General features: G+C 39.7%; 20 protein-coding genes and 2 rRNA genes. 6 read left to right on the top strand and 16 right to left on the bottom strand.

Annotated elements, in window-relative coordinates:
• The first annotated feature begins 750 nt into the window (after positions 1-750).
• Complete coding sequence (locus tag BMZ06_RS18660; protein ID WP_089754464.1) at positions 751-1,191, top strand: YtoQ family protein; 441 nt, start codon at positions 751-753, stop codon at positions 1,189-1,191.
• A 53-nt stretch (positions 1,192-1,244) separates the two neighbouring features.
• Here the strand turns inward: BMZ06_RS18660 and BMZ06_RS18655 are convergent, their stop codons facing one another.
• Positions 1,245-1,751: a DUF84 family protein gene (locus tag BMZ06_RS18655; protein WP_089754461.1), complete on the bottom strand. Its 507-nt coding sequence runs from the start codon at positions 1,749-1,751 to the stop codon at positions 1,245-1,247.
• A 91-nt stretch (positions 1,752-1,842) separates the two neighbouring features.
• Positions 1,843-2,913: a M42 family metallopeptidase gene (locus tag BMZ06_RS18650; RefSeq protein ID WP_089754459.1), complete on the bottom strand. Its 1,071-nt coding sequence runs from the start codon at positions 2,911-2,913 to the stop codon at positions 1,843-1,845.
• Between the two features lie 149 nt (positions 2,914-3,062).
• On the opposite strand from BMZ06_RS18650, the gene BMZ06_RS18645 reads away from it, so the two are divergent.
• Positions 3,063-3,380, top strand: coding sequence for a PepSY domain-containing protein (locus BMZ06_RS18645; RefSeq protein WP_014644059.1), 318 nt, complete (start codon positions 3,063-3,065; stop codon positions 3,378-3,380).
• A gap of 52 nt (positions 3,381-3,432) precedes the next feature.
• On the opposite strand, the gene BMZ06_RS18640 is transcribed toward BMZ06_RS18645, so the two are convergent.
• Positions 3,433-4,293, bottom strand: coding sequence for a YtnP family quorum-quenching lactonase (locus BMZ06_RS18640; protein ID WP_089754457.1), 861 nt, complete (start codon positions 4,291-4,293; stop codon positions 3,433-3,435).
• A gap of 70 nt (positions 4,294-4,363) precedes the next feature.
• A complete protein-coding gene (trmB, locus tag BMZ06_RS18635) occupies positions 4,364-5,005 on the bottom strand; it encodes a tRNA (guanosine(46)-N7)-methyltransferase TrmB (protein WP_089754455.1) in 642 nt (213 codons plus the stop codon).
• Positions 5,006-5,265: 260 nt separating this feature from the next.
• Between trmB and BMZ06_RS20870 the strand changes: the two genes are divergently transcribed.
• Positions 5,266-5,433, top strand: coding sequence for a hypothetical protein (locus BMZ06_RS20870; RefSeq protein WP_175477930.1), 168 nt, complete (start codon positions 5,266-5,268; stop codon positions 5,431-5,433).
• A 93-nt stretch (positions 5,434-5,526) separates the two neighbouring features.
• Here the strand turns inward: BMZ06_RS20870 and BMZ06_RS18630 are convergent, their stop codons facing one another.
• Both BMZ06_RS18630 and BMZ06_RS18625 read right to left on the bottom strand, forming a co-directional pair.
• Positions 5,527-6,324: a phosphotransferase family protein gene (locus BMZ06_RS18630; protein WP_089754453.1), complete on the bottom strand. Its 798-nt coding sequence runs from the start codon at positions 6,322-6,324 to the stop codon at positions 5,527-5,529.
• 155 nt (positions 6,325-6,479) lie between these two features.
• Positions 6,480-7,415, bottom strand: coding sequence for a diacylglycerol/lipid kinase family protein (locus BMZ06_RS18625; protein WP_089754451.1), 936 nt, complete (start codon positions 7,413-7,415; stop codon positions 6,480-6,482).
• An 83-nt stretch (positions 7,416-7,498) separates the two neighbouring features.
• Here BMZ06_RS18625 and BMZ06_RS18620 point away from each other — a divergent pair, with 83 nt between their 5' ends.
• Positions 7,499-8,521 carry an EAL domain-containing protein gene (locus BMZ06_RS18620; protein ID WP_089754449.1) on the top strand — a complete coding sequence of 341 codons (1,023 nt, stop codon included), beginning with the start codon at positions 7,499-7,501 and terminating at the stop codon, positions 8,519-8,521.
• Here BMZ06_RS18620 and BMZ06_RS18615 read toward each other — a convergent pair.
• The 5 genes from BMZ06_RS18615 to BMZ06_RS18595 are packed head-to-tail and all read right to left on the bottom strand — an operon-like array spanning position 8,518 to position 13,601.
• Positions 8,518-9,426, bottom strand: a complete 909-nt coding sequence (locus BMZ06_RS18615) for a hypothetical protein (RefSeq protein WP_089754447.1) — start codon at positions 9,424-9,426, stop codon at positions 8,518-8,520. The genes BMZ06_RS18620 and BMZ06_RS18615 overlap by 4 nt on opposite strands.
• Positions 9,427-9,441: 15 nt before the next feature.
• The gene (gene thpR, locus BMZ06_RS18610) at positions 9,442-9,990 is read right to left on the bottom strand and encodes an RNA 2',3'-cyclic phosphodiesterase (protein WP_175477929.1); all 549 of its coding nucleotides are present in this window, start codon (positions 9,988-9,990) and stop codon (positions 9,442-9,444) included.
• Positions 9,987-11,168, bottom strand: coding sequence for an MFS transporter (locus BMZ06_RS18605; RefSeq protein ID WP_089754443.1), 1,182 nt, complete (start codon positions 11,166-11,168; stop codon positions 9,987-9,989). Before BMZ06_RS18605 ends, thpR begins: the two co-directional genes overlap by 4 nt.
• Before the next feature lie 22 nt (positions 11,169-11,190).
• Positions 11,191-12,579, bottom strand: coding sequence for a dipeptidase PepV (pepV, locus tag BMZ06_RS18600; RefSeq protein WP_089754441.1), 1,389 nt, complete (start codon positions 12,577-12,579; stop codon positions 11,191-11,193).
• Positions 12,579-13,601 (bottom strand): potassium channel family protein, encoded by a 1,023-nt coding sequence (locus BMZ06_RS18595; protein ID WP_089754439.1) that lies wholly within the window; start codon positions 13,599-13,601, stop codon positions 12,579-12,581. The genes pepV and BMZ06_RS18595 overlap by 1 nt, the downstream gene beginning before the upstream one ends.
• Positions 13,602-13,775: 174 nt before the next feature.
• On the opposite strand from BMZ06_RS18595, the gene BMZ06_RS18590 reads away from it, so the two are divergent.
• Positions 13,776-13,973: a DeoR family transcriptional regulator gene (locus BMZ06_RS18590; protein ID WP_422164171.1), complete on the top strand. Its 198-nt coding sequence runs from the start codon at positions 13,776-13,778 to the stop codon at positions 13,971-13,973.
• A 48-nt stretch (positions 13,974-14,021) separates the two neighbouring features.
• On the opposite strand, the gene BMZ06_RS18585 is transcribed toward BMZ06_RS18590, so the two are convergent.
• Positions 14,022-14,744, bottom strand: a complete 723-nt coding sequence (locus BMZ06_RS18585) for a pseudouridine synthase (RefSeq protein ID WP_089754435.1) — start codon at positions 14,742-14,744, stop codon at positions 14,022-14,024.
• A 13-nt stretch (positions 14,745-14,757) separates the two neighbouring features.
• Positions 14,758-16,377 (bottom strand): putative polysaccharide biosynthesis protein, encoded by a 1,620-nt coding sequence (locus BMZ06_RS18580; protein WP_089754434.1) that lies wholly within the window; start codon positions 16,375-16,377, stop codon positions 14,758-14,760.
• 105 nt (positions 16,378-16,482) lie between these two features.
• On the opposite strand from BMZ06_RS18580, the gene BMZ06_RS18575 reads away from it, so the two are divergent.
• Positions 16,483-17,742 carry a BaiN/RdsA family NAD(P)/FAD-dependent oxidoreductase gene (locus tag BMZ06_RS18575; RefSeq protein ID WP_089754431.1) on the top strand — a complete coding sequence of 420 codons (1,260 nt, stop codon included), beginning with the start codon at positions 16,483-16,485 and terminating at the stop codon, positions 17,740-17,742.
• A gap of 132 nt (positions 17,743-17,874) precedes the next feature.
• Here BMZ06_RS18575 and BMZ06_RS18570 read toward each other — a convergent pair whose 3' ends face one another.
• From BMZ06_RS18570 to BMZ06_RS18560, 3 genes are all read right to left on the bottom strand, one after another.
• On the bottom strand, positions 17,875-18,132 hold the full coding sequence (locus BMZ06_RS18570) for a hypothetical protein (protein ID WP_089754429.1): 258 nt from the start codon (positions 18,130-18,132) through the stop codon (positions 17,875-17,877).
• 204 nt (positions 18,133-18,336) lie between these two features.
• Positions 18,337-18,450, bottom strand: a 5S ribosomal RNA gene (gene rrf / locus BMZ06_RS18565).
• A gap of 92 nt (positions 18,451-18,542) precedes the next feature.
• Positions 18,543-18,831: ribosomal RNA gene (locus BMZ06_RS18560) — 23S ribosomal RNA — on the bottom strand; the annotation flags it as partial.

The raw sequence follows: 18,831 nt of genomic DNA, 5'->3' as shown, positions 1-18,831 counted from the left end.
GAAGTCGCTGACTGTACTCTTCTAATACCCGTTAGGAAACCATTTTCATATATCATGGTGCGAAAAAATTAGCATGAATGTCTCTGTTAAAGTTTCATGTTGATACTATAGAGTAGCTCCCCATACTGTAAGACTCAGTTTCTAGATATTAGTTGAGCATAAGGTCCTCCGGGGGACGATTTCGCTTTCCGGCCCTGCACGACGTAGGGTCGATCGACTCTACGTCATGTAGAGCCGCAGGAAATCGAGTTGTTTACGGAGCCGCCCCAGTCTATATTTTGGAACGGACACTCGAAACTTAGTCTTACAGATAACTGTCCATTAGCTTGTTAAGTCTTCTTATGGAAAAATTAGCAATTGCTTTTAACAAAGTTATTTAAATAAATCGTTCTATAAGTAGTGGACACAGGCGAAAATCAAATTCTGTCCATTGAAGAATAAGCGGCTCAATGACTGACTTACGAATCCCCACTGAAACAGGCCAATTTACCATAAGCAGTCAAAATTCCACTGACAGTATTCAAGTTAGTGAAGCTAAACTGAAAAAGAAAAGAGAGCAGAAGTACAACCACTTTCCAGAAGGTCAATCCTTAATCACGTAAGTCTTTCCTATAATTAAGAGCGTTTATCTTCTTAACTGCCATCTCATAATCACTACAATTGGAAATTATATCAAGAGACTTCGCTAGACAGAAAAATAAGACTATTTCATACTAAAGCTAGACTTAATTTCTATAGGAGGTATTTTAGATGGAACTAACTGTTTATTTAGCTGGACAGATTCATGATGATTGGCGTAATAATGTAAAGGCTCAAGCAAAGGAAAAAAATTTACCACTCCAGTTTGTTGGGCCTCAGGAAAACCACGAACGCTCCGATAATATCGGAGAAGCCATTATGGGTGAACAGCCGGATAAAATTTACCGTGATGATGCCGCTTCTAGTATTAATAATTTCAGAACTCAGGTTTTACTTCATAAGTCAGATGCTGTAATTGCTCTATTCGGTGAAAACTATAAACAGTGGAATACCGCAATGGATGCGAGCGCCGCTATACAGCTTCGTAAGCCCTTAATTATCGTTCGGCCCGAGTCTCTGATCCATCCCTTAAAAGAATTATCCAATCAGGCTGATGTCACGGTGGAAACAATCGACCAAGCTTTGGCTGTTTTAAGCTATATTTATGAGTAAATATTAACCTCATCAAAAAAAGTGTGCCGCCCTCCTTCGGGTCGGCACACTTTTTAAGACTGTTGATAAAATTCCCATTGGCCTTTTAGTAATTTAACCACATGAGAAAACATCTCTTCTCTTTGAATAACCCCATTCGTGAAAATTCCAATCGCACCCTCATTTTTACTTACTTCATGTTTATTTGCATAAGCATCCATGACTTCGCCAAGCTCTTTTCCTTTTTCCAAACTCTTTTTAATTTCGTCTGGCAAAGCAATTCGAGCACCGCTGGCCGTAAATACATTTTCTTTAGAATCGACGAGCGCTCCCCAGTTGCAGAGGTAAAGATCGCCCTCGATTTCCATTACTCCGCCTTCAAGACCAATCCCAAGGTTACTTTTATTTATGGATGCACATTCCCGGGCCCGGTTAATAGCGCCTTCCAACGTCTCCTCATCTGAAAATGGCTGAGCAGCAACTCTGGATTCAACTTCCATGCCTGTCACATCATGATTTACAAATACTTGTTTAACTGAATCAACTTTTGTAGGGTTTTGCGATCCAACATATATTTTCACCAGTCTATACACCTTTCTTTATACAAATGTTTAACACTATCGTCTATCAAGTCACGCAAGCTAAGTTCAGCTTAGCGTGATTTTAACATTCCTATACATTTTTCCGGATATGATCTACAGCTTTTTGATCCGTGGTTTTTACTAAATGAACGAGCAATTCCTTTGCTGCTGCATAGTCATCTACATGTATGATGGAAGACGAAGTATGGATATAACGGGAGCAAATACCTACAACTGCGGAAGGCACACCATTATTGGCGATGTGAACACGGCCTGCATCTGTACCTCCCTGTGATACGAAATATTGATAAGGGATACTATGTGTTTCGGCTGTGTCCAGAATAAAGTCTCTAATCCCGCGATGGGTAACCATCGACTTATCGACAATTCGCAGCAAGGCTCCCTTACCTAATTGTCCAAATTCTTTTTTGTCTCCACTCATGTCATTAGCAGGGGAAGCGTCCAATGCGTAGAAAATGTCTGGATTAATTTTATTGGCAGATGCTTGAGCCCCTCTCAAACCAACTTCTTCCTGCACGGTGGCCCCAGAGTATAACTTGTTTGGAAGTTTTGTGCCCTGAAGCTCTTTCAAGAGTTCTATGGACAATCCACAACCATAACGATTATCCCAGGCTTTAGCAAGAATTTTCTTTTCATTGGCCATAGGAGTAAAAGGACAGATAGGTACGATAGGCTGTCCTGGCTTTATGCCGATTAATTTAGCATTTTCTCGATCATCCGCTCCAATATCAATCAGCATATTTTTAATTTCCATCGGTTTTTTTCTTTGTTCCGGCGTCAGATTATGCGGAGGGATCGAACCTATCACGCCTACAATTGGACCGTTTTCAGTAATAACTTGGACACGCTGTGCAAGCAGAACCTGATTCCACCAGCCGCCGAGAGGCTGAAAGCGTAACATTCCATTATCCGTAATTTGTGTCACCATAAATCCAACTTCATCCATATGTCCTGCGACCATCACGGTAGGTCCCTTTTTTGCATCTCGAAGTCCAAATACGCCGCCCAGACGATCCTGAACGATTTCATCGGAGTATTTTTCAAGCTCAGACTTCATGAACTGACGGACTAAGTGTTCGTTTGCCGGTGCTCCCGGTAATTCGGTTAACGTCTTAAAAAGATCTTTCGTTTCCTGATTCATTTATGTACCTCTCCTTTTTGTACGTCTTTCTCTATTTTAACGGAACTTTGAAAACGTTTCTACAAATCCGGTCCTTATGTTTTAATTTCCTTTTATCGGGAAAATCTAGTATAGTGAATAGTAGAATAAAGTTGTGAGGTGATTGGTGAATGAATTGGAAAAAAGTCGCAATAGCCGCCGGTGTAGGAGCAGTGGCTGGCTACGCAGTAAAACAACAGTTTAGCAGCAACCAGAATGTAACTCCTGAGAAAGCTCTCAAGATTGCAAAAGAAGCCTTTAAAAAACAAGGACCAATTAGTGGCTCTTGGATCTACATGAAGCCTGAGGAACTTAATAAAAATGGCATTAACTACGATGTATATCGTGGAGGAATTTCTAAGAATCAGGATGGCGAAACATCTCAGTTCGAATTTTACATCGATACTGAAACAGGCACTATTGTAGATGTCGCTGAAACTTCAGCTTAATACAGAACCAATAACCGCCCCGCTTTGTCAATTGACAAAGCGGGGCTTTTTATTACTCTCCAGGATAGGAATGGGTTTCTCTTTTCAGTTCATTTATGACCTTTCCATCTTGGTCAAATTGCAGCGCGCAGTAACTCGCATCGTGATAGAATATATACCATGCTTTTCTTTCATAACCATAGGCCATCCACTTTTGTTTCTCATGAACTGAAGTAACTGGGTAGTCATCATAAGCGAGGACCCATAGTACATTCTGATGAGCATGTGTGGGCATTATATCAGCCATGTGAATAAAAGTTTCATCACCATCTTCAAATACTATAATGGAATGGCCATTACTATGGCCGCTTGTATGAATCATACGAAGACCAGGAACAATCTCCACTGAATCCTGATAGGTATGAACCAGCTCCTCTACAGGTTTCCAGTTCTCTTCCCAATATGTATTTTTTGATCGTATGTTAGGGTTCCGCATTTCTTCCCATTCCGTAGAATTCGTAAATATTTTTGCTTCAGGGAAAGCAGGTACAAGATGATTCTCTTCCCACATGGTTAGTCCACAAGCATGATCAAAATGCAAATGGGTCATTAGAATATAATCAATATCATGCCGGCTAAGTCCCAATAGATTTAAAGACTGTTCAATTTTCGACTCCTCTTTGACTCCATAATTTCGAAGTTCTTTTTCAGTTAGCTTATTATTTCCGATGCCTGAATCAATGATCATTTTTTTTCCATCAATATCTAACAAGATAGGGTCAGTCCGGAGCTCAATCTGGTTCTTTTCGTTGACGGGATATTTTCTGCTCCATAAAGGTTTTGGAACAACCCCAAACATAGCCCCTCCATCCATATGAGTAACTCCACCATCCAGCCAGGTTAATTTGGCTCGTCCAATTTGCATTGTTTTCATGTAAGCATCTCCCCCTAACATAAATATAGCTCTAGTCTACCATATCGACTAGAGCCCTGCTTAAGTAAGGTTATTTAAAGCGTGCGCGACATCTGTAAATTGGCTGCCCCTTAGCTGAAAACTTTTCCTCATATTCTGTTGGCACATTCAAAGGATCCTCTTCGGCGTGTAAATCGACTGACACGTCTTCCAAAATCATTCCATATTGCGAAAAGCTGACTAATGAATATTCAAACAATCCCTTATTATCAGTTTTCAATGTAATTTCACCGCCAGGTACAAGAACTTTCTCATATTGGTCAAGAAACGTGTGATAAGTAAGACGGCGCTTCTCGTGTCTGTTTTTCGGCCACGGATCAGAGAAGTTTAAATATAAATGATCAATTTCATTCTCTCCAAAGAGCTCTCGAAGATCTTGAGCGTCCTCGTTCACCAGTCTTACATTATCTACATCGGCATCTAATACTTTTTTCAAAGCGCCAACTATTACACTCTTCACAAGCTCAATTCCTACAAAATTTATTTCATTGTGCTGTTTTCCCATACCAGCTATAAACTGCCCTTTTCCTGAACCAATTTCCAGGTGTAAAGGCGCCTTCGGGTTCTTAAATAATTCGCTCCATTTACCTAACATTTCAAATGGTTCTTGGACAACGATATGATCATGCTCCCGCATATAATCATCTGCCCAGGGTTTATTCCTTAATCGCATAATTAGATTCCTCCTCTTATCGTTAAAATCGTACCATGAACAAGCTTCCAATTTAAAGTTTTTATTAAATACGGTGAAATTAGACGGATTTGTGCCTAATACCTCTTATGTTTAACCATGAGGAAGATATATAGCTGAAAAGAGTAAGTTCTTCTCCTAACTGATAAAAATCCTTGAAACAGGAGGTTGGGTTGTAAACGCTTTCTCATATACCATTATATTTGTGTGATAATAACGGATATTGGAGTGATAATTAATTTATGAAATTGATGAACCAAGTAATTGATGTGACAGTGGTGGCTACTTTCTCTGTAATGTTCGCTGGATACGCACTATTTGTATACCCTTTTGAAAAAATGAACGAGAAAATGAGCACTGAAGTCAAAGAGAAAAAACTAAAATATACACCTACGATTACTGAAGGTTAACATAAATTTATAAATAAAAAACGAACCGTTGCTTTTAAAAGCAACGGTTCGTTTTTTATTTATCTCATCAATCCATGAATCCCATCATGATCTTTAAATGATTTTATGTTTATCCATAATTTTCTTAAGCTTCTCTGTACGAATGGAAGCTTCGTCGTACTCTCCTCTCATCTGATGCCACTGAATAAACGCAAGAGCCTGAGAAATAGAATACCATATCATCCGCTCAAATAAATGCGTATCAGGATCGATTCCATACTCTTTTAACCAATGATGCCAATTTTCTTCTGGTATATAGGAGAAGAGCATCATGCCTAAATCAAGAGCAGGATCTGCAACCATCGCATTATCCCAGTCGATCAAATAAAGCTGGTCATAAGAAGAGAGAAGCCAATTATTATGATTTGTATCACAGTGACAAACCACATGGAAGTCATGTATCACATCGTCCACTCTGTATTCCAGAAACTGAATTGCCTGATGAATATTGAGTTTAGGTGCAACTTCGTCGAGAACCTGCTGATTCTCCTTGAGGTCCTTCAAAACCTCGTGAGGAGTCAGCGGGGTCTTCCCTAACCGCATCAGCATATCTAGAAGCTCTGTCGAGTGGTGAATTTTGCTTAACAGGGCGGCTACTCGAGGATGTTTCATTTCTTCCGGATTTAACTCGCGCCCTTCCAACCACTCTTGGGCAGTGATTACATCCCCATTTTCTAACCGCTTGGTCCATACAAGCTTGGGTACAATTCCCTCGGCAGAAAGCACAGCAAGAAATGGAGACGAATTTCTTTTTAGAAATAAACGCTTCCCTTCGGTTTGGGCATAATATGCTTCTCCAGTAGATCCTCCTGCTGGTGTTACCGTCCAATCATTACCAAGTATATGTTCCAACCAATTCACCTTCAATTCCTCAAATCTGCCTTTGATTATACTTCTTTTAGTATATCGTACTTTAGGACCGTTCCAAAGTCTTTAAAATGATCTAAAAAGAGTTACCTTAAATTAGATTAACTCATTGGTCTGCATACTTTCAAGAAATATCTATTTTATCCTACAAAAATCGACCTTGCGGAAGGGGTCTTTTCTATATAACATTCATAACACTCCCCACTCTGACCATCTACTTGAAAAGGTAAGGGTTCAGATGAAGAGATGTGAACATTTCGACCTTCCCACTCATGCACTTCTTTTCGTTGAATGTGCCGTCCTGTAAATACAGTTTTAAAAAAGGCCAGTATTTTCCATTTAGAGATAGGTTCTACGATGATAATTTGAAAAGTTGGTTTTTCAATACTCGCTTTAGGAGCAATTTTCATTCCTCCTCCGTAGTAAGGGTGATTTGTAATAGTAACCATAGTTGCTTGTTTACATTCGATCTTCTTGCCATCAATTCTTAATTCTATTGATATAGGGTTTAATCCAGGTAAAACTCTCAGCAGAGCCAGCGGATAAATAAATGAAGTAATTCGAAAATACTTGGCCCATTTACGAAAAACAGATTTATTGACTTCTTCCACTATTAGACCGTCCATATCAAATCCAATACTATTCAAAAAAGAGCGCGGTTTGGCTGCTTCCCCGTCATTAGCTGTGAATGTACCTGTACGGATTCTATGAAACTTTGGAGCTTGAACCATCTCGCGAAATAATGGGACGCCGGCTTTAACCTGTCCAATCCCTTTCGCGAAATCATTACCAGCACCAACCGGTATAAAACCAATAGGAAGATCAGGGTAAGGCTGCGCTCCATTTATTACCTCATGGAGGGTGCCATCCCCTCCGATCACAATAAGGTAACTTAAGAAATCTTGATACAGATAACAAAGCTCCCCTGCCAACTTTTCGGCATGACCTGGATAAACAGTAAAATGAGCCTGAAAATTCTTTCTCTGATTCTGATACAAAGGATCATTTTGAATGGTCCTGAATAACCTCTCTGCCTGTCCATGACCTGCTTTGGGATTAATAATGATCACAAACACATGACATTTCTCCTATTTAAAAAATATTTTTTTAAAAAACATGGTAATATTATATTATACTACTATCAAAGAGGAGGGGTTTTATGTCGAAAGACTGTCAATTTTGCGGTACAAATTTCCTTATTCCAGAGAGTGGATCTATCGTGCTAAACAAGAAAAAATCTTTTAAATCGATGCAGCTTTTTGTAAGTCATGAAGATGAGGAAACCATTATTTATAGATATAAATCAAAAAAAGAACTAAAAACTGCCTTAGGAGTATTGCTTTCATCAGCAACAACAGCAACCTCCAAAGAATGGATGCATATTATAAATTTAGATTCAACCCAGTCTTTTCCAATCTCCATTCAGCACCTTTATGAAAGATTAGATAAACCTGGGTTAGGAGAGATTATTCAGCATGGCAGGTTCACCTCTCACTTACAACCAATCGTAGATGTGAAAAATGACGAAATTTATGGATATGAATCTCTGCTCCGCACAGAAGGTGAGAACATAAATCCAGCTGAATTATTTTCCCATGCTCAGCGATCAGGTCTTCAATCCTTGCTTGATCAAAAGGCACGCCGAGCGGCTGTAAAAGCAAAATCAGATTTTCTACAAAAGGGCCAGAAAATTTTTATTAATTTCCTTCCTTCCACAATCTATGTTCCTGAATTTTGCTTGCAACATACGTTCCAAATAGTGAAAGAGTTTAATATTGATCCTGTGGATTTAGTATTTGAAGTGGTTGAAACTGAAAAAATCACGAATGTAGAACACCTAAAATCAATCTTAGATACATACAAAACGTCTGGTATGAAAGTTGCGTTAGACGATGTAGGGGCAGGATACAGTACACTCGAGATGTTAAGTTTATTAAGGCCTGACTACTTAAAAATTGACCGTTCTTATATTCAAAACTGTCATGATGATTTGACCAGTCAAAATTTTCTATTTCAAGTCATGAGTCGTGCTTCAAACTTAGGTATTAAAGTTCTGGCAGAAGGAATTGAAACAAGAAACGAATGGATCTGGTTACGAGAACTTGGCGTTGATTACGGGCAGGGGTACTTTATAGGTGAGCCTGCGCCTCTTCCTAAAGAAACCATTAATCTTCTTTCTTAGCTTTCCTCTTCGGTATCCCATGCAGGCCGGTTGAAGGATGTAGTCTGACAATGCTTCAAAAGCGCTTCTGCCGTTTTAAGCTGTTTATGTTTCAGCGGGGATGTTATATTTCGCTTGTTATACATCCACTCTTCGTATCTTTGCTTATCAACAAAATCTGTATCGTATGGCTCTTGGAAGGATTGAAAAGTTAAATCAGGAGCTAATACAACCTTCCGTAAAGGAAAGTCAATTCCGTATGTTTTCAAGACACTTTTGACAAACGTTTCCGTACGTTTTAATGATAGTAGTGGATTAATGACTTTGGAGTTGCGCTCCTTATATAAAGCATTCCAGCTATGATCGGAAGAAGGCATAATATTTTCAGCTCCGGGCAGATGCAAATAATAAATGATTTCTATTCCAAGAGGACCAATAAGTATGATTTCGGATTCCATGGTTGCGTTGCGTACCTTCACTACGGGATGATACATAATAAAGTAAGTATCTGGAAATCTCTGCAGGAAAAACTTAAGTTTTTCATCATCCTGGTAGGTTCTGTCTAAGAAAGATTTTTCCTGCAGTGTGGTGGATGCCCATTTCAGTTGAAAGGAAATCAGTTGGTCCAGAAATTTCTGCTTCACATCCTGAATTGTTTCAGGTGGTGAAGTTTCATTTTCTATGTTTATCTCCTTTTCGTGTTTTTCATCTTCTCTGAAACGAAATAAAAGGCGTCTCCACCCTCGCTTGGGTTTTTTTTCAGGTTCGCTTTCTTCTTCATCTTTCTTTTCAAGTCTACCCTGTTCAAACGCTCGCTTCGTTTTACTCCAGTTTTCTTTTTTTAACTCTATAAATTGTCTGGGATATTGAAAAATATCCGTTTCATATCTGGAGATATAGTCTTCTAGTTTAATTAATTGACCCACTGTTTCACCGCCTACTTATAAGTCAAATTTTTCGACCGCTTCATACTTAGGATTCTGGTCAGGATGAATACGAAAAAGATAAAAATGATCAACTCTCATTGAATACACCTCATCAAAAACGCTGGAATTTGCCTCTTTTGATAATGGAGAGTCACCTTCAGCGTTCTTCTTAGCTAACGTGATATGGGGGTGAAATTTTCTATTTTCCTTTTTGAATCCAAATTTTTCACCTGTACGATCCACTTGATCTTTCAGCATGAGTAGTGGAGTTATGTTTTCAACCTCTGCAAGGAACACTCGAGGTTTAACTAGCTGGCCAAAATAGCCTGCTGGGCCCACCTTTAAGGTAAAGGATTCCGGCCAATCCTGTTTTTTAAGCTCATTTAGATAAGCTTTCATTATTTCATCGGAACATCCTCCTAAAAACTTTATTGTAATGTGTAAGTCCTCAGGATCAGTCCATACTTTATAATCCATTGATTTAGAAAGAATCCGCTGCCACTCTTTCAAGTACTTTTGTATATGAGAAGAGGCTTTAATTCCAAAAAAATAGTGTGCACTCATCTTATAGGCTCCTTCACTAAATTTGTTGTCCATTTCTTAACCACGGTTACTAATAAAATCCCGAGTAATGTCATACCTGAGAAGAACCCGTACATTCCTGCTGTACTCCAAATATCAATCATTACACCACCTGTAAAGGTAAAAAAGGCATTCCCTAGACCATTGCCCACAGCGGAATATAAACCGACGGCTGTAGCACGGACCTCTGGAGGAGCCAGTTCTCTAACTAAAATTAAGGCAGCTGGTATATAAAGACCTACGGAGATTCCCTGCACGATCGTTGTAGCGTATACTAGTTCACTTGAAGGCTCAAAAAAGTACAAAAACCAGCGACTGCAAGATACGAGAGCGCTAAACAATATTACATTTAAAACTCCCATAGTATCGATAACCTTCTGGGCATATTTCATAAAAGGAGCCTCACTACCTGCTGCTAGCAGGAAAGCGATGCCTACTCCAGATAGTGTACCTCCTACTGATAATATAAACGTTCCGAAATAATAGTTATTTGCCAGTACAGGACCAAATATAAAAAAGTTCGAAACCAGGAATAGCATGAACGGCTTTTGTTTCAACAGAACCTTTAATCCTGCTCGGAACGAAACGGATACTTCTTCAGATCGTCTTGGAAATTGAAATAATGCGATTAAGGCTAGAATTAACCCGAACGAGAAGAAATAAAAGATCCAATTAAGGGAACCCGTCAAATCGGTCACACGGCCAAGAATAAATACGGATACTGCAAACCCTATGGCACCCCATAATCGTATATTCCCATATTCCTTCCCGTTGGAGTGCACAAAGTTCAAGGATAAACTGTCAGATAACGGTACAATACCGGATTGAAATACGGCAATAAAAATGATGCCAATTAGTAATAAATAAAATAACTGCATAAATGGATAAAATAAACCAAGTATAGACGCCATTATGGAAGCGATCATTAACAGACGTTTTGGCCTTCTTGTATAATCACTGATCATCCCCCACACTGGCTGGACGAAAATAGTAACAAGCGGTAAAGCTGCTATAACTATACCTATTTGCGTATGGTTCAGCCCTTTCTCCTCTTCTAAGAAAACCGATAATAACGGAAAAAGGGAACCGAAGGAGAAAAATGCAAAGAAATAAAAAAGCTGGATAAAACGATACGTTTTTTCAACTGAAGACTTTATCATTGAAATAACCTCTTAGAGATCATCATTTAGTCAGTTCGTAAATAGAGGCTGCATAGATCTCGACAGCTTTCCTCATATCAGAGAGCCTGACATGTTCATCCTTTTGATGGGCTGTATCTGGACTGTCTGGAAACATCGCTCCAAATGCTACACCGGCATGAAGGGAGCGAGCGTATGTAGCACCGCCGATCGATATAGCTGTGTCATTTTTTCCTACTGCTTTATTATAAACCCGCAAAAGAGTTTCCAAGAATGGATGGTCTTTTGTCATGAATAAGGCTTTTAAATGATCGTATACTTCAAGGGTTCCACTATTTTCTTCTGCATAACCTTGAAGGGTGGATATAATTTCGTCCCCCTCAGCTGTGACCGGGTATCTGACATTCAACCCGAGAATTAACGAACTATTAGGTTGGATGCTGAGAGATCCAAGATTACTAGTAAGTGCACCAGAATCTTCATCTGACTGTTTAAGAAGCAGACCACTTCCATCAGTCTGAGTAAAACTTTCAGTGATTTTTTTAAGCTTATGCTTCCATTCTGAATGAATGGGAAGGGTAAGCAAGTAGGTCAGTAACTCGATGATTGCGTTCATGCCCGCTTCCGGTTTACTGGCATGAGCAGCTTCTCCATGAAATGTAATCGTATAAGTTTCTTCAATTTTATCAATGGAGACACTCACTTTACGCTCTGCCGCGTACTTGTTAACATGAGTTTCCAGGTCTTCTTTAGAACGTACCACCGCTCTGGCTTGATCAGGAACCATATTCAAGCGGTCTCCTCCACTTAGACTGACGAACTCTACGGCAGGAATTTCATGCCCACCGAGAAAAGGAGTGGGAAAAGTGATAAAGCTATCCAATAATCCTTTTTCCGCATGTATAACTGGAAAGGAGGCGTCAGGAGAGAATCCGAAAGCCGGCATTTCCTCCTTTTCAAAATAATAATCCATCCCTTTCCAGTCCCTTTCTTCATCTGTCCCCAGAATAAGTCTGATACGTTTGTTAGGTTTAAAACCCTTGTCTTTAAGTATTTTCATTGCAATATAGGCCGCCATGACTGGACCTTTGTCATCCTGAGCTCCTCTTGCAAATAAACGGCCATCTCTTATAGTCGGCTCAAAAGGAGGTGTTGTCCAGTCATCCCCAGCAGGTACTACGTCCAGATGACCAAGAATCCCCAGTAATTCTTCCCCTTCACCAAATTCTATATGCGCGGCGTGTCCATCGATATTCTTAGTAAGAAAACCATCTTTCTGGGCTATATGAAGCATGGTTGCCAACACATCATGGATTGGCTTTCCATATGGATACTCTTCACTATCTTCGTATACACTTGGAATCTTAAGAATTTGAAATACCTTTGTGACAAATTCCTCTTCGTACAAACCACTCAATTTTTTGAAATCCATCAAGACGACCCTCCTTTTATAATCTTTGTGTAAACTTCGTCATTGCAAATCGCATATAATTCTGCATTTTCTGGTATCGATTCGTCTAATTTACGATTAATAGACAAGTCCTGTCGGTCAGCAATGAGAGTCGCCCCTTCACCCAGTAATTCTTGAAAAGCGTCTCTGTATAACTTCCAGTGGCTTCTCATAGGGATATGGTATAAATCTTCTCCTACAGATCTTTTTAAAAGCTGACCGTAAATTCCAGAAACCCCTTTCCTGAAAGCTGAGCGGACGGCAAGAGAGGAGATCGTATCGTTTGAAAGGATAAATTCATCGACATGGATATGCTTAAAGTTCTTAATATGTTTTTCATCCATAATTTCCACAATGGTATGGACTTCCTTAGCAATTGCCTCAATGGAGGAAGCAATTAATAATGTCTGTCCATCAGCTACCTGCTCATTACTCAATTTATCATTAGCAAATACCAGGACCGCCTTTGCATGTTTTATATTTGCTTTTTCCAATGTGTCCGTATTAGAAGCTTCCCCTTTTACATAATGGATATTTTCTTCAAGCAGTGGGGCTTCCTTCAGCTGATCAATGATAATCACTTCAGCTTTAGGATTCGTATCTATAATCTCTTTTATGGCAAAATGGGCTTTTTGAGACCAGCCTATAATGATGAAATGACCGGAATCCTTATACATGATATCACCCTCCAAACGATTTTTTCTAAATAAAGCTAAAGCGTCAATAATTTTACTAATCACCACACCAATAAGCCCGATCCCTATTACATATAATCCTATGGCGATCAATCGCCCACCTACTGTTACAGGAAAATAATCCCCATATCCAACGGTCGTTACGGTCGTCATCACCCACCAGAATCCATCAAAAATAGTAGGGAAAGTTTCATTCTCTACTAGCACAATGAAAACGGAAGAAAATAGAACAAGCAATGCACTTGATAGAAAAAGAACGGTATTGTTTATTTTTACAATTCTTAGAAATAACTTCCTTAGGATTATCAATACGTCGCCTCCTTTTTTTAAGAAGTTGTAAATTTAGTGAATTATCTGTAAAATAAATGTGTTTTTGTAGCAACACCCTTTTTCATTATAGTAGAATGAAACCATCTTCACTGGCACCACAAATTCCAATGATAACGAATAAGGAGTGGTTTTTTGAATCATCCATCTTCCCGCATGCTCAATCGAATTAAGGCTGTTTATCTTTTTATAAGAGATCAGGGAATTGTGACAACGAACGAGCTCGCTGACGAATTCGGAATTACAGATCGAACCATGCAGAGGGACTTAAGCGTTTTGGAATATAACGGACTTGTATCAAGTCCTAACCGTGGGAAGTGGACCGCTACTAAAAAGAAAGTTAAAACTGGATAAATATGTACAAGACCACCCGTTCCTTAGGATCGGGTGGTTTTTTAATGATTATTCAAGATTAGTAATGGAGAATAAATAGTCGAGTTCCTCTTCGCGCAGCTCTCGATATTCCCCCAGTTCTAATTCCGGGTCAAGTTGGAGTGTGCCCATTTTGATGCGCTTTAGATAGACCACTTTTTTACCTACCGCTTCAAACATGCGTTTTACTTGATGGAATTTTCCTTCCGTAATGGTCAATTCAATCTCAGATCGATCATCAGATACAAGGATATTGAGCTCAGCGGGTTTGGTTTTGTATCCATCATCAAGCGTAACCCCCTTGGAAAAGTCTTCTGCGTCATTCTCTGTTACTTTTCCTTCAATAATCGCAAAATATGTTTTCCCAACATCTTTTTTGGGAGAAGTCAGCCTATGATTTAACTGTCCATCATTAGTGATCAGCAAAAGCCCTTCCGTATCCTTATCCAGCCGGCCTACTGGAAAAGGACTAAACACGGTATCTTCAGGCTGAAGAATATCAATGACGGTAGTCTCGTTTGCATCTTCTGTAGCGGAGATTAGGTCCCCTGGCTTATTCATCATAATGTAAATAAACTCTCTGTACTCCACTTCTTCTCCCATCACAGTAATTTCGTCTGTTTCTGTATTAATGTGGGTTTTAGGACTCTTCTCCGGTTGTCCATTTACTCGAACGTTCCCACCTTTAAGCAGAGACTTTACCTCTTTGCGTGTTCCATAGCCCATGTTAGCTAACAATTTATCGATCCTCATTTTAAAATCTCCTTCACCTGCGCTTTAAGAATTTATCTAATACTCTAACTCTTCCACCAAGTACTCGTTCTAATAACGTTGACTTGTACGTTAACCACAAATAAATTATACCACCTGAGCCTATACTTACTATTAACACCAGTAAAGCGTCCAATCTACTCTCTGTCGGGTTAAGAAAGAGTCCTGCCAGTCCTTTTACAAGGAAGACGGAAATGGCCATTATTGTTGTTAAAATAAGTACCAGTAGTGTACGCTTGTATAATTGTCTGTACGAAAACTCGATCGCTGTAAATATCCGCCAGAAGTTTAAAGTTACGGCAGCTGCTACTCCGATTCCGGTAGCCAGGATCGCTCCCTTTGGCCCCATTATAGTAATAAACCATGTATTGAGCACTAATTTAAGGAATATACCAGTTCCGAGGCTGATAACCGCAAAGTTCTGACGGTTAATTCCCTGAAGAACGGATGACGTCACTGTATAAAGAGCAAGAAATAAACCAACTGGAGCGTACCATCTTAACAGGCTCCCTTTAAATAGAAAATCTTCGAGGTTTTCATCAACTCCATAAAACGTGCCGTAAGCTTCCAAAGCCACTACAGACAATCCGACAGCGGCAGGTATAATAAGAATAGCAATGATCTGCAGGGCTTGATTCACCTGGTTGTTCAATTGCCTCATATTCTTATTCGTAAAGGATTGAGTTATAGCAGGCAGCAGGGCGAGGGATAAACCAATCCCAAACGTTACAGGAATCATTACCAGCTTGTGGCTTAAAAAGTTAATGATTGAAAATGAATTTTTATATTCCAATCCAGCTGCTGTAATCGCTCTTTCAAGCGTAAACTGGTCAATCAGCTGATAAAGCGGTGTAGCAATCCCTACTAAAATAAATGGACCTGCATAGGTAAACAGTTCTTGAAACATTTCTTTATTGGATAAACCATACGTGTATTCCTGTGCATCTAACTGACGGTCTAAATATGGTTTTCGTTTTCGCCAGTAAATATACAGGACAATACAAGAAGCAATACCTCCAATAAACGCAGCGAAAGTTGCAAACCCTACTGCCATTGGAATAGGCCCTTGCAGGACTTGCACAATAATAAAAACGGAAACAAGCAAGAATACAATTCTTACAATTTGCTCCACAACTTGTGAAACAGCTGTAGGTGCCATCGATTCATACCCTTGGAAAAATCCCCTTGTAATACTCATGGGCGGGATCACTATCAGAGCGAAACTTACCATCTGGATAACCATGGTCGCGTCACCTAAAATGGGTGAATCAGCACCTACTGTCCAGGAAGCTACTTGCTCCGCAGAAAAGAATAGGATTAAGAACGCTAATACCCCGCTGATGGCCATGAGTGTCTGACCGGCCTTCAGCATCCTTCTGCCGGTTTCATAGTCTTCAAGGGCGTTATATTTAGAAACAAATTTGGACACGGCTACTGGAATCCCCATACTGGACAAGCTTAAAAGAATGCTATAAGGAACATAAGCGTAAGAAAATAAATCTGTTCCTTCCGTGCCTACCATATTTTCAAATGGTACCGTATAAATCATACCCAGGAATTTTGATAAAAAAGTCCCGGCCGTTAATAACATCGTGCCTTTTAAGATTTTCGACATATTTTACTATTCACCTTCAATTTTATTGTAGAATCGACCTCATCTATTTTATCATAGATAAAGGTGAAACAATGAACGATTGGCCAAAAAGAAAGGAAGAACCTCATGACTTACCAAGTAACCGTAATCGGGGGAGGGCCCTCTGGTTTAATGGCAGCCATTGCTGCTGCTGAGCAAGGCGTAAAAACACTTCTAATTGATAAAGGAAATAAATTAGGTACTAAGCTTGCAATCTCTGGCGGAGGTCGCTGTAATGTTACTAATCGTCTTCCAGAAGAAGAAGTGATTAAACATATCCCGGGAAATGGCAAGTTTTTGTATAGCCCCTTTTCTGTATTTAATAACTATGACATCATAGATTTTTTTGAAGGACTGGGTGTTGCTTTAAAAGAAGAGGATCATGGACGCATGTTTCCTGTAAGTAATAAAGCAAAAGATGTGGTACAGGCTCTATTGGACCGACTGGAGAACCTGAATGTTGAGGTTCGAAAAAAAACACCAGTAGAAAGTATTCGCTATGGCAGCGAAAGTCACGAAATTACACTTCAATCCAAAGAAACAGTTATGACGAAAGCTGTTATTATTGCAGTTGGAGGGAAAGCGGTGCCTTACACGGGTAGTACTGGAGACGGTTACGCCTGGGCGAAGGAAGCAGGACATGTAATTACGGAGCTTTTTCCTACTGAGGTTCCTTTACTATCAAACGAAGAATTTATAAAAGATAAAAGTCTTCAGGGGTTATCTTTAAGAGATGTAGATGTATCCGTGCTTAACCAAAAAGGAAAGCAGATTGTGACCCACCGCATGGATATGCTTTTTACTCACTTCGGACTCTCGGGGCCTGCTATCCTGCGCTGTTCTCAATATGTGGTTAAAGAATTTATGAAAGGTCACAAACCGGTTACTATTGAAATAGACTGTATGCCGGATAAAAAAGAACATTCCTTTTATGAAGAACTGCAGCAGGCTTTGAAGAATCATCCTAAGAAAACATTTAGAAACCTTGTAAAAGGGATAGTTCCCGAACGATTATTGGATTACTTATTAGATTACACGAATATTGAAGCAGATGAAAAAGCAGCTAATCTTTCTAATCAAAAGTTACAGAAATTCGTATCCCTTATCAAACATTTTCAAGTTCAAACACATGATACTCTTCCTATTGAAAAAGCATTCGTTACGGGAGGAGGAGTATCGATTAAGGAAATAATACCGAATACAATGCAGTCTAAACTCATGAATGGTCTTTACTTTTGTGGGGAAATCTTAGATATCCACGGGTATACCGGGGGCTATAATATTACATCAGCTATGGTGACCGGTCGAGTAGCAGGGATGCATGCTGCATGGGAAGCTATGGGATAAAAAGGGACGATTATGGAGGTGATACTACTTCACCACCCTTAGCTCATATCACTAAGTGGGCAGGTTTTGAGATCCATTCAAACCGTTCGTATGGACAACGAAACTGGTCTGTATAAAATAATCGAGAAGCTCTTAAGAGCTTCTCGACTTTCTTTTCTTATATTCTTTTTCTCTTCCGAGCTCTCTATTTAAGAGAATCTGCATCTCTTCTCTATCTTCTCTCTCCACTACCGGGTCTTCCTTAATCCAATCCAGTGAATAGACAATATAGTATCTTCGAATTCTTCTAAAGTAGATAGTGGTATTAGGGAATTTATCAAAATATCCCCGTACCATTTTTCTTCCGGCATAGCTCCATCTTGTTAAATTAATAGAAATCCCTCCGAACATACATTCCTATATCATTATAACTATGATGCTGTAGAAGAGCAATCCCTTCCCCTATTAGAGTTGGCTCCTTTTATAATCTATTTGTCTATTAGGTTTAGTACAGAAGGAAAAGAAAGGGAATAATTAATATGTGTATGGAATAAACCACTCACCATATTTCACCATAAAAAAAAGCCTTGAAAATATCCAAGACTTTTTCTATTGATGTGGCGGCGTCCTACTCTCACGGGGATCGACCCGACTACCATCGGCGCTGAAGAGCTTAACTTCTGTGTTCGGCATGGGAACAGGTGTGACCTCTTCGCCTTCACCACCACATCATATACAGTTTGAGGTGAACCCTCAAAACCGGATAAGGAACATTCAACCATCGGACGAGCGAACGTCTCTTCCGACTTCTTTATTAAAGGATAGATAAGTCATCGATCCATTAGTATCCGTCAGCTCCACGTGTCACCACGCTTCCACCTCGGACCTATCAACCTCATCGTCTCTGAGGGATCTTACTTACTTGGCGTAAGGGGAAATCTCATCTCAAGGGGGGCTTCATGCTTAGATGCTTTCAGCACTTATCCCGACCACACGTAGCTACCCAGCGATGCTCCTGGCGGAACAACTGGTACACCAGCGGTGTGTCCATCCCGGTCCTCTCGTACTAAGGACAGCTCCTTTCAAATTTCCAACGCCCACGACGGATAG

Origin of the sequence: Halobacillus alkaliphilus (genome assembly GCF_900113125.1) — a bacterium.
GTDB lineage: Bacteria > Bacillota > Bacilli > Bacillales > Halobacillaceae > Halobacillus > Halobacillus alkaliphilus.
Note: the sequence above shows the minus strand (reverse complement) of the source record. Positions and strands in the feature narration are given on the sequence as shown.